The organism is Dolichospermum sp. UHCC 0260, assembly GCF_009711985.1.
Classification (GTDB): Bacteria; Cyanobacteriota; Cyanobacteriia; order Cyanobacteriales; family Nostocaceae; genus Dolichospermum; species Dolichospermum lemmermannii.
In genome coordinates, this window is the sequence record NZ_VIKZ01000048.1 from 23,742 (window position 1) to 34,308 (window position 10,567).

At 36.1% G+C, this 10,567-nt stretch carries 9 protein-coding genes; 8 read left to right on the forward strand and 1 reads right to left on the reverse strand.

Going from position 1 to position 10,567, the window contains the following annotated elements; all coding sequences use genetic code 11:
- Positions 1-91: 91 nt before the first annotated feature.
- The 3 genes from FJR08_RS17480 to FJR08_RS17490 all read left to right on the forward strand — a co-directional run bounded on the left by FJR08_RS17480 (position 92) and on the right by FJR08_RS17490 (position 4,037).
- Positions 92-367: a hypothetical protein gene (locus FJR08_RS17480; protein WP_168634022.1), complete on the forward strand. Its 276-nt coding sequence runs from the start codon at positions 92-94 to the stop codon at positions 365-367.
- Between the two features lie 426 nt (positions 368-793).
- On the forward strand, positions 794-2,494 hold the full coding sequence (hutH, locus tag FJR08_RS17485) for a histidine ammonia-lyase (RefSeq protein ID WP_168634023.1): 1,701 nt from the start codon (positions 794-796) through the stop codon (positions 2,492-2,494).
- 31 nt (positions 2,495-2,525) lie between these two features.
- Complete coding sequence (locus tag FJR08_RS17490) at positions 2,526-4,037, forward strand: class I adenylate-forming enzyme family protein (protein WP_168634024.1); 1,512 nt, start codon at positions 2,526-2,528, stop codon at positions 4,035-4,037.
- Positions 4,038-4,417: 380 nt separating this feature from the next.
- On the opposite strand, the gene FJR08_RS17495 is transcribed toward FJR08_RS17490, so the two are convergent.
- Positions 4,418-4,696, reverse strand: coding sequence for a hypothetical protein (locus FJR08_RS17495; protein ID WP_168634025.1), 279 nt, complete (start codon positions 4,694-4,696; stop codon positions 4,418-4,420).
- A gap of 129 nt (positions 4,697-4,825) precedes the next feature.
- On the opposite strand from FJR08_RS17495, the gene FJR08_RS17500 reads away from it, so the two are divergent.
- The 5 genes from FJR08_RS17500 (at position 4,826) to devC (ending at position 10,428) form a co-directional block, all read left to right on the forward strand.
- Entirely contained in the window at positions 4,826-5,284 is a 459-nt protein-coding gene (locus FJR08_RS17500; RefSeq protein WP_168634026.1) for a DUF2141 domain-containing protein, read from the forward strand.
- A 102-nt stretch (positions 5,285-5,386) separates the two neighbouring features.
- Entirely contained in the window at positions 5,387-6,457 is a 1,071-nt protein-coding gene (locus FJR08_RS17505) for a tryptophan 7-halogenase (RefSeq protein ID WP_168634027.1), read from the forward strand.
- A gap of 94 nt (positions 6,458-6,551) precedes the next feature.
- Positions 6,552-7,790: a glycosyltransferase gene (locus tag FJR08_RS17510; protein WP_168634028.1), complete on the forward strand. Its 1,239-nt coding sequence runs from the start codon at positions 6,552-6,554 to the stop codon at positions 7,788-7,790.
- Between the two features lie 215 nt (positions 7,791-8,005).
- Positions 8,006-9,163, forward strand: coding sequence for an ABC exporter membrane fusion protein (locus FJR08_RS17515; RefSeq protein WP_217357532.1), 1,158 nt, complete (start codon positions 8,006-8,008; stop codon positions 9,161-9,163).
- A 107-nt stretch (positions 9,164-9,270) separates the two neighbouring features.
- On the forward strand, positions 9,271-10,428 hold the full coding sequence (gene devC, locus FJR08_RS17520) for an ABC transporter permease DevC (RefSeq protein WP_168634030.1): 1,158 nt from the start codon (positions 9,271-9,273) through the stop codon (positions 10,426-10,428).
- Positions 10,429-10,567: the final 139 nt, after the last annotated feature.

Here is a 10,567-nt window from a genome sequence, read left to right on the forward strand (position 1 = left end):
AAGGATTGACATTTTTGATAAATCAAAGGTAGAATCAAAAGCATGAAAGTTTTACACACAGCTAATCAAATTCAAGGAAAATATTAAGAATATGCAACTAATTTACAATGTCCTGGATGGACTTGTGGCGATGAAACAGCTTCAGCGTTTCTTCGCTATTTTAGGTTTATTCGTGGTAACATCTGCCGCATTAGGTTCTGTGTATTTTTTGTTTAGAACATATAACTATGTAGGTTTAGGTGTACTGCTGTTTATTTTCCAAATTTTAGTTCCTCGGGACTCAATTCTTGAACGTATAGAAATGAGAAAAATCCAAGAACAGGAAAAACAAGCTCAGGCAAATACTCAAGTTTCTCAAAATGCCTAAAAAATTATGAAAATAAGAAATCTGCTCTAGTACCGCAAGGCGGAATTAAGAATTAATAATTGAAAAAGCTGATTACACAGGCTTTTCAAGGATTTTTAATGGTTCATTTACTTACGCCAAGCTGTACTAGTTAATTATTTACCTCAACTAACCTAAAACCTGCTTTTATCTCTGTTGCTAATAACTTGGAAATAAAACTGAGATGCAATGAGGCTTAGGTTAAACTTTTTTTGCTAGTTAGAGAATTAAAGTCAAGGGAGCACAGAGAAGAGGTTTTAGGCAACTTTACTTTTCGTTACATATTTCGGTTTTTTTCCGTCCACCTACTTAGTATTAACAGCTAATAAAGTGTGGGATGTGGGTTTTATCTCTTGTGTTTTTTGACAGAAACAGGAAATTCTTGCTAAATTTGGAAAAATATTACTTATGACTGAAATCATCCATAAAGAAAGTGAATATAAGCTTGCTCAAGTAGAGGATAAATCAACACAAACTAGAGTTGTTATTGGTGATCATCCCTTAACAATAGATGAGGTTGTTAAAGTGGCTCGTCAAGGAGCGAAAGTCACGATCACTAATAACAGTGAAGTTCTGCAAAGCGTTCATAATTCCTGTGATTATATTAACAAAGCTGTCGCCGATGGAGAGCCTATCTATGGGATTACCAGTGGCTTTGGTGGTATGGCGAATGTGGCTATTTTACCTGATCAAGCCGTTGATTTACAGCATAATCTTGTTCGCTATCATAAAGCAGGTGTAGGACAGCTACTACCTTTAGAAGATGTCCGCGCTGCCATGCTTTTACGGGCTAATTCTCACCTCAAAGGTGCATCCGGTATTCGTCTAGAAATCATCCGCCGGATAGAGATATTTCTCAACGCTAATGTCACACCTCTTATATATGAATTTGGTAGTATTGGCGCTAGTGGAGATTTAACACCACTCTCTTATATCACAGGTGCCATATTCGGACTAGATGGCAGTTATAAAGTTGACTTCAATGGTGAAGTGATCGATGCCTTAACAGCACTACAACGCCTAAATTTAACGCCACTAAGACTTCAACCAAAAGAGGGATTAGCCATGATGAATGGCACCTCAGTGATGACAGGTACTGCTGTCAACTGTACCTATGATGCACGGACTGGACTAGCTTTATCTATGGGAATCCATGCCTTAATCATTCAGGGTTTGAATGGTACAAATCAGTCTTTTCATCCCTTTATCCACCAATGTAAACCCCATGTTGGTCAGGTTTGGACTGCTGCTCGAATGCTGGATTTGTTAGCAGGATCAAGTTTAATCCGCAATGAGTTAGATGGTTCTCATGATTATCGAGGACAACAACCAATTCAAGATCGTTATTCACTCCGTTGTTTACCTCAGTACATGGGACCGATTGTGGATGGTATTGAGCAGATTTGTAATCAAATAGAGATTGAAACTAATTCAGCTACAGATAATCCATTAATTGATGTTGCCAGACAAGCAACTTATCACGGAGGTAACTTTTTAGGGCAATATGTGGGAGTAGCAATGGATCAATTGCGTTACCACATCAGTTTATTAGCTAAACATCTTGATGTTCAAATTGCTCTGTTGGTTGCACCTGAATTTAGTAATGGTCTTTCTCCATCTTTAGTTGGTAATACTAAAAATTCTGTCAATATGGGGCTAAAGGCATTACAGATTACTGGCAACTCGATTATGCCATTATTAAGCTTCTATGGTAATTCTATTGTTGACCGCTTTCCTACCCATGCTGAACAATTCAACCAAAATATTAATAGTCAAGGATTCAATTCCGCTAATTTAGCACGGCGTTCAGTGGAAATCTTCCAGCAATATTTAGCAGTTGCTCTAATTTTTGGGGTTCAAGCAGTTGATTTGCGGACTTATATTCTGGCCAATCACTATGATGCTACTACTCGTTTATCAGATAATACTAAGGATTTGTATTGTGCGGTTAAGAAGGTGGTGGGAAAATTGCCTTCAGAGCAAACTCCTTTGATTTGGGATGATAACGAGCAATATTTAGATGAGTATATCCATTTAATTGCTCATAATATTTCTCAGGGTGGAGAGATTGTCGAAGCTGTTAAAAACTTGGTGTTTAGTTTGCAGTAACAAACAGGTTTTTATCTAGGTTTTAAAAATTATGAACATATCGCATCATTTAGAAAGAGGCTGTCGGCTATTTCCTCAAAAACCTGCTTTGGTATTTGAAGGTAAGTCTTTCACCTATAAAGCACTCGATGAAATGGTCAATCGAGTTGCTAATAGCTTACAAAAATTAGGAGTCAAACAAGGCGATCGCGTTGCTTTGTTTCTCCCTAATATTCCTGAGTTTGTTATGTCCTATGTCGGCATTCTCAAGCTTGGTGGCATTGTAGTTTCAATCAATACAATGCTCAAAGGGGATGAGGTCAAATTTATTCTTGATGACTGTACTGCCAAAATAGTAATTACCACTGCAGAATTAACCAAATATATCCCAGAAATAGAGCTATCAGCATTAGAGCAAATTATTATTATCCAAGGTATTGCAACTCAGGGAATAAACTTTGAGGAAATGATTGCTGAATCTTCTACAGATTTCTGTGCCATTGAATTAGATCCTCAATCTCCAGCTACAATTATTTACACCTCAGGAACTACAGGTTTTCCTAAAGGTGCAACCCTATCTCATAGCAATGTAATTTCTAATAGTTATGCTCAAAATCGCTGCTGTGGGATGAGTCCTAGCGATCGCCTACTCCTCTATTTACCTCTATTCCATTGTTTTGGTCAAAATGCCATTCTTAATAGTGGACTAAATGTTTGTGCCACTATTGTCTTAGAGCGAATGTTTCAACCTGACCAGTTACTAAAAACAGTGGCTAATCAACAGGTAACAATGTTTTTCGGAGTCCCTACAGTCTTTATCTTATTAATTAATAAAGACCTAACTAATCATGATTTGAGTTCAGTCCGCTATTACTTCGCTGCCGCTGCTCCACTACCTTTAGAAATTGCCCAAAAATGGCAAGAAAAATTTGGTTGTGTCATCCATGAAGGGTATGGTTTAACAGAAGCATCTCCATGTACCACTTATAACCATGACCTCAAATATAAACCAGGTTCAATTGGTGGAGCAATTGATAATGTAGAAGTCAAAATTATCAATTCTGATGGAACTGACGCTAAGGTTGGAGAAATAGGTGAAATTATAGTTCGTGGACCAAACGTAATGCTTGGTTATTGGAATCGTCCCGAAGAAACAGCTAAAACAATTCAAAACGGCTGGTTACATACTGGTGATATTGGTCAAATAGATCATGAAGGTTATCTTTATATCGTAGATCGTCTCAAAGACATGATTAATATTGCCGGGCTAAAAGTTTATCCCAGTGAAGTAGAAAATGTAATTTATCAACACCCATCTGTTGCAGAAGTTGCTGTTTATGGGATTCCTAACTTGTTGCAAGGTGAACTAGTTAAGGCTAATATTCGGTTGAAACCTGGTGAATCAGCTACCCAAGAAGAAATAATTAAATTCTGTGCTGAAAGGATGGCAATTTATAAAATTCCTCGAGTAGTTAAGTTTGTTGATTCTCTTCCGAAAAACCCTACTGGTAAAGTGCTGAAAAAAGCTTTACGAGAAGAGGAGTTAGTTTCTACCTCAAAATAGAAAAATCTGAATTATAACTAGTACATCACGGCGTAAATAAAGCAACCATATTCAATCGCCAAAAAGCCTACTGTATATTAGTTTTGACTTTTGACTTTTGACTTTTGACTTCCGCCCTGCGGTACTAGGTTGTCTCATAAATAAGACACTTTATGATTCACTTTCAATCATATTTTTAGCCTCTTTGCGAGAAATTAGAAAAAACACATAATACCCCTCTTCTGTCACTATCTAAAAACTAGACTAGCATTGGGTTTGTGATTTTATTTTTTGCTCTAGACTAAAAATCTCGCCTAGCAAAATTTATTTTCTATCTAGGGAAAGTGACAGAAGAAGAGTATTATTATGTTTTATATTTATCAAATTAAAGCCTATCAAGCTTATAGGCTGTTAGTTTGACAATATTTAATCAATTGATCAACCTGATCCCAAATCCGATTAGCTGGTGCTATTAAAGGTTTCTTTAATATCTTGTAGTCAAGTTTTTCCTGGGATGTATCAAGCTGAAACTCTAAAAAAATTTGCCCAATTATCGTATTGATTGTCACTGTCCCTTGATTACCCGGAGTGTGGATGATTCCATCTTCAGCTTCACTTTTGAATTTTATACATTCAAAAATTGCCTCTGTGATTCCAGAATAAGTTTTTACATTAGCCATAAATAAATTCCACGAAAACAACTTTGTATATGGTACTATATATAAGATTGTTTAGAAGTATTAGAAGACAAGATATCTGACTTTTTTAATCAGTCAGATATCTAAAAGATATAAAATTAGGACAAAGTAATGAGACAATTGTTTAAAATCTTTCTGCTTGCTGCTTTAGGAAATTTGGTGTTTTTAGCTGATGCCAGAGCAATCCCAAATGGTAACCTTAATATTGAAATTAGGGAACTTAAAAATCAAAAAGGACAAATTTGTTTAGCTATTTATTCTGGTGGTCGAGGATTCCCTAGTAATGATAAATTTAGTGTGCGAGCGCAATGCGTTAAAATAAAAGAAACACAACAAAAGGTAACTTTCAGCGACTTGAAGGCAGGTACTTATGCTGTTTCTGTATTCCATGATGCTAATCAAGATGGTAAGCTCAATAGTAATGCTTTTGGTATTCCAGTGGAAGGATTTGGATTTTCTAATAATCCCACTGTAATTACTAAACCACCTAAGTTTATTGAATCGGCTATTTTTGTGGCTGGCTCTAATACTAATATTCAGATTCAGTTGCAGTACCCTTTTGGAGGATAAACCCCTCATTAAAACTTCATTTTGTGTAGGTTCTTTTCTGCATCATAATTGTTTATAAGTGTCCAACTCACATTGATTACAAAGAAAAGGAGATATAGATTCATGGTTACTGTTATCCAGGAAAATGATCAAAAACCAGATATTCAAGAACAGGAATATGATGTAGTGATCATGGGTGCTGGTTTCGCTGGAGTTTGTCAAGCTCGTCATTTATTGTTGAAAATCCCTAATATTCGCGTTGCTTTAATTGATCCTCGTCCAGAAGACCGCACAGATAAAGACCTCAAAATTGGTGAATCAACTGTGGAAATAGCCACCCTCTTTATCTGTAAAGAGTTAGGTTTATATGAATATGCCATCGAAAACCACCCACCAAAATATGGCTTAAATTTTCACTGGGCTAAAGACTCATTAAACACAGAAAGTGTTAATGATTATTACCATATTTGGGCTAATAGACAACCCCCCATGGCTTCGATTCAAATGAATCGCTCCAAATTTGAACGCGATTTAATCGCTATGAACAAAAAAATGGGGGTAACTTATTACAATGGACGTGTTACTGATGTAGATTTGACACCAGGTGATGAAATCAAAACTGTCAATGTTAAGGTCGGTAGTCAGTATTTCAATCTCAAAACTAAACACGTTATTGATGCCGCAGGACGTAAGTTTATTATTGGGAAAAAGACAGATAATATTCAATTAAACCCAGAGGATCTTTTTGGTGTCAATACTGGTTCAGTATGGGTACGCATCAAAAATGTGGACCGTAATCTCTTCCATGATGGTTATGATCCCACTATGGGTAGTTGTAGTCATTACTATGCCACTAATCACTGGTTTGGTCATGGTCATTGGTTGTGGATGATTCCTACGGAAATTGATTCTAAAGAGTTGTCAATAGGTGTGATTTATCATCGGGATACAATCTCTGATGATCAGATGAATACTCAAGAAAAGTTTCATGCTTTCTTAAAAGCCAATCATCATGTTTTGTACAACTTAATCAGCAATAGTGAAAGTGTAGATTTTCACTATCGCCCACAAGTTGCTAGCTTCCCCAGCTTTGTAAACTTGGTAAAAACATTCATAGATAAAAATCTTAGTTTTAGTATTATCCCAAATATGCGATTGAGTTTTCTTCTCGCAGCTAAAGTGATTCTAAATTAAACTACTGACAACCATTGTTAATGTTCGTGCTGAAAATATCATCCAGAGGCAGTTAAAACCATTTTTTCTACACAAAGGTCAAAGGTACTTAATTATGACTAATTCTAATCCATCACCAATTCTCATTTTCTGCGAAGCGATAAGTTATGGACATAAAGCTCGTGCTTTAATTATGGCTAGATGGCTAAAACCATTAGGTCGTAAATTAATAGTTGCGTGCCCTGAAAATTCATCTGATATGTATACTGAGGATGGTTTTGAAACAGTCAAATTAGATACAGCAGAACCAGCCAAAATCTACTCTTGTTTATGTCAGGGTAGAGCCATGTATGTAACAGAAGAAGTGCTGAACTATTATCGGCAAGATGATCAACTGATAGCAGATATAAAACCATGCCTAATCGTCTCTGAATTTCGGTTCACTGCTCAACAACTAGCGGCAAAGTATGGTATCCCTTGTGTTTCTGCAATTGAGACAACTACCCATCCTAACTTTGAGCCAGATTTAAGTCTGCCAGACCCTTATGCCAAGCCTACTTTTATCCCGATTGAAATATTAGACTTTTTCTCACAAAAAACACCAATAGGTAGAATAGTTAAAGGTTTTGCGGAAGCAGACCTTTCTCAACCCATGCGACAAGCATCTAAAGCATACGGATTGGAGGTATTACCTAAATATTATGATTATCTTGCCAATGCAGATTTATGTCTGCTTTGCGATCACCCTGCAATGATTCCTGTGCATCCTTTACGACCACAGGATATTTATGTTGGAGCAATGTTATTGGAAAGTTCTGAACCATTACCATCAGAATTATCCCGACTTGATCCAAATAAAAAAACAGTATATCTTTGCCCAGGGACTCAAGGTTCGCTAAAAACTGACTTTGCAGAACCATATATTAATCTACTTTTAAAGGCAGGAATACAGGTGATTCTTTCTCGCGGTAAACGTCAATTTGATATCTCTATCAATCACCCTAATTTACTAGTCTTTGACTTTATTAATGAAAGTAAACTTCTCTCACAAGTTGACTTAATTGTCTATCCTGGTGGTTTAATGACCACATACCAAGCGCTATATAGTGGTGTACCTTTAATGGCGATACCAGCCCATGCTAACCAGCTCTTCTGCGCCCAATCAATTAAGCGTAATCATCTTGGATACTATATCCGTCCTTCTAGACTCAAAGTAGAAAAACTTATGGAATTGACTCTGGATTTACTTGATAATCAGAATGTTAAAGCTAACGTAAAAAGTATGCAACATCAATTAACTACTTTTAATGGTAGCCAAGTGGCTGTTAGTAGAATCAAATCTCTTTTAAATTAAACTCAATTTGCAGTAAATAGTTTTAACAGACTAACAGCGAATTAAATGCTGTTAGTCTCATCCCGGAAGCCAATACAAAATTCTGTTTACTTTGGTCATTAAATCAGTTTAATATGTAGTTAAGTAAAATTTTCATATTTATTGTCAACTGTAAAGGATTTTTCTCATTTTTTATGGTAAGGAAATTTGTTTTAAATAGTCCATTAAAATCACCTTTGTCCCGATCACTTATCGCCCTAGCTTCCATTACACTATTAGCTACTGGCGGTATTCTTATATTTAAAAAATTCAACCCTCCACAAGTTAGCCAACCTATAGTTTCAACTAACCCTCAGAATACAGATAATGATGTTGTCACTGCATTAGGACGGGTAGAACCAGAAGGTGAAGTCATTAAACTATCTGCTCCAGCTTCTATGGAAAAATTGCGAGTTGATCAACTCTTAGTAAAAGAGGGACAGAGAATCCGTTATAGACAGGTAATTGCTATTTTAGATAATCATAAGCGATTACAAGTTGCCATCAAACAGGCTCAACAACAAGTAAAAATAGCTCGTGCAAATCTAGCACAAGTTAAAGCAGGTGCAAAAGCCGGAGCGATCGCCACTCAAAAAGCTTCTATTTCTCGCGTAAAAGCCCAGTTTGTTGGCGATAGTACCGCTCTAAAAGCCACAATTGCTCGTTTAGAAGTTGAACTGCAAAATGCTAAAACAGAGTACCAGCGATATAACTCACTTTACCAAGAGGGTGCGATTGCTGCTTCCACTTTAGATAGTAAGCGTTTGACTTTAGATAGCGCTCAACAACAGCTAAACGAGTCGAAGGCCAATTTCTCGCGAATTTTGAGGACTGGACCCGAACAAATCAACGAAGCTGAAGCGACTCTCAATCAAATTGCAGAAGTGCGACCTACAGATATTCAGGAGGCTAAAGCTAGATTGGATAGTTCCATAATTGATGTAGAAAAAGCCAAAACAGATTTGGAATACACCTATGTGCGATCGCCTTTAAATGGCCAAGTGATTAAAATTAATGCCAAAGAAGGAGAAGCAATTGGTGATCAGGGAATTGCTGATTTGGGACGGACTGGTCAAATGTATGTTGTCGCAGAAATATATGAAACTGATATTGCTAAGATTAAATTGAATCAAATAGCTACAATTACTAGTGATTCCCTGGAAGGGAAGTTAATCGGACAAATAGATCATATTGGACTACAAATTAACAAAAAAGATGCTCTTAATACCGACCCAACAGCAGATATAGATGCCAGAGTAGTTGAAGTAAAAATTCGCTTAAATCCCCAAGATAGTCAACGAGTTAAAGCGTTAACTAGGTTAAATGTCAAGGTTTCAATTGACCTATCTAAATAACTAAAAATCGGGTAATCTTAGAGTAGATTTATAGAATTTTAAAGATCCTAAACTCGTCTAAATAGTTTGTTGAAAATAAACCTAATTTAAAGTTATAACCTGAAAATATGTTTAAGAAAACACCTTTAGCTTGGTTACAAGTTACACGCGAAAAAACTCGTTTACTAGTGGCAATATCTGGTATTAGTTTTGCCAACGTTCTGATGTTTGTTCAACTGGGGTTACGCGATGCTTTGTTTGATAGTGCTGTGCGCTTCCACGAAAGTTTAGAAGGAGAGATTTTTCTAATTAGTCCTCAGTCTGTAGCTTTGATTTCTATGGATCAATTTACTGAAAAACGATTATATCAAGCCAGGGGATTTAAAGGTGTAGAATCGGTTAGTCCTGTATATGTAGATTTTGCTCGGTGGAAAAATCCAGAATCGCGTAAAACTCGCAACATTTTTATCATTGGATTTAACCCTAATGAAAAAGTCCTTAATTTACCAGGTGTTCAAGAAAATGTCGATAAATTAAAAGTGCCAGATGTAGTTTTATTCGATGAGGCTTCTAGAAATGAATATGGACCGGTTGTCAGCGAATTTAATAAAAATCAAGCTGTGATTACAGAAGTGAAAAATCGGAAGATTACAGTTGAAGGATTGTTCACATTGGGTACATCTTTTGGTGCAGATGGTAACTTAATTACTAGTGAATTGAACTTTCTTCGTATATTTAATGTCCGCAGAACCAAAGGCTTAATAGATGTAGGTGTAATTAAAATAAAAAGTGACGCAAATTATCAAGATGTACTTAAAGAATTAAGAAATAAGTTACCTGATGATGTTAAGGTTGTTTCTAAAGAAGAATTTGCAGATTTTGAGAAAGGTTATTGGAATAGTAGTACACCTATCGGGTTTATTTTTGCTTTGGGTGCAGCTTTAGGTTTTATTATTGGTATTGTGATTGTCTATCAAATTATTTATAGTGATATTTCTGATCATTTGCCTGAATATGCAACTCTAAAAGCTATAGGTTATACAGATAGATATTTACTGTTTGTTGTTTTTCAAGAAGCCATGATTTTAGCAATTTTGGGTTATTTACCTGGAGTTTCTATATCTTTGATCGTTTATAACGGTATGAGGAATGCCACTCTTTTACCAATTATCATGACGGTAAGTCGTGCTTTATTAATATCGACTTTAACATTTTTAATGTGCTTTATCTCCGGTGCTATTAGTATACAAAAACTACGATCAGCAGATCCAGCGGAAATCTTCTAGCCCACATTCGGCACTTCATTTTGTAGTACAGACACAAGTGTAATAAGTAACAAAAACAGCTTAAATATAAACACATAACTAAGTTGGCAATAAAGGCATCACCGTGCAAAAATGGGAAAATTGTCCGCTAAGGCTGAAA

What these genes read in the sequence shown, in the direction of transcription:
- FJR08_RS17490 (WP_168634024.1), top strand. Translation starts at nt 2,526, where the DNA reads ATGAACATATCGCATCATTTAGAAAGAGGCTGTCGGCTATTTCCTCAA.
- FJR08_RS17505 (WP_168634027.1), top strand. Translation starts at nt 5,387, where the DNA reads ATGGTTACTGTTATCCAGGAAAATGATCAAAAACCAGATATTCAAGAA.
- hutH (WP_168634023.1), top strand. Translation starts at nt 794, where the DNA reads ATGACTGAAATCATCCATAAAGAAAGTGAATATAAGCTTGCTCAAGTA.
- FJR08_RS17500 (WP_168634026.1), top strand. Translation starts at nt 4,826, where the DNA reads ATGAGACAATTGTTTAAAATCTTTCTGCTTGCTGCTTTAGGAAATTTG.
- FJR08_RS17495 (WP_168634025.1), bottom strand. Translation starts at nt 4,696, where the DNA reads ATGGCTAATGTAAAAACTTATTCTGGAATCACAGAGGCAATTTTTGAA.
- devC (WP_168634030.1), top strand. Translation starts at nt 9,271, where the DNA reads ATGTTTAAGAAAACACCTTTAGCTTGGTTACAAGTTACACGCGAAAAA.
- FJR08_RS17510 (WP_168634028.1), top strand. Translation starts at nt 6,552, where the DNA reads ATGACTAATTCTAATCCATCACCAATTCTCATTTTCTGCGAAGCGATA.
- FJR08_RS17480 (WP_168634022.1), top strand. Translation starts at nt 92, where the DNA reads ATGCAACTAATTTACAATGTCCTGGATGGACTTGTGGCGATGAAACAG.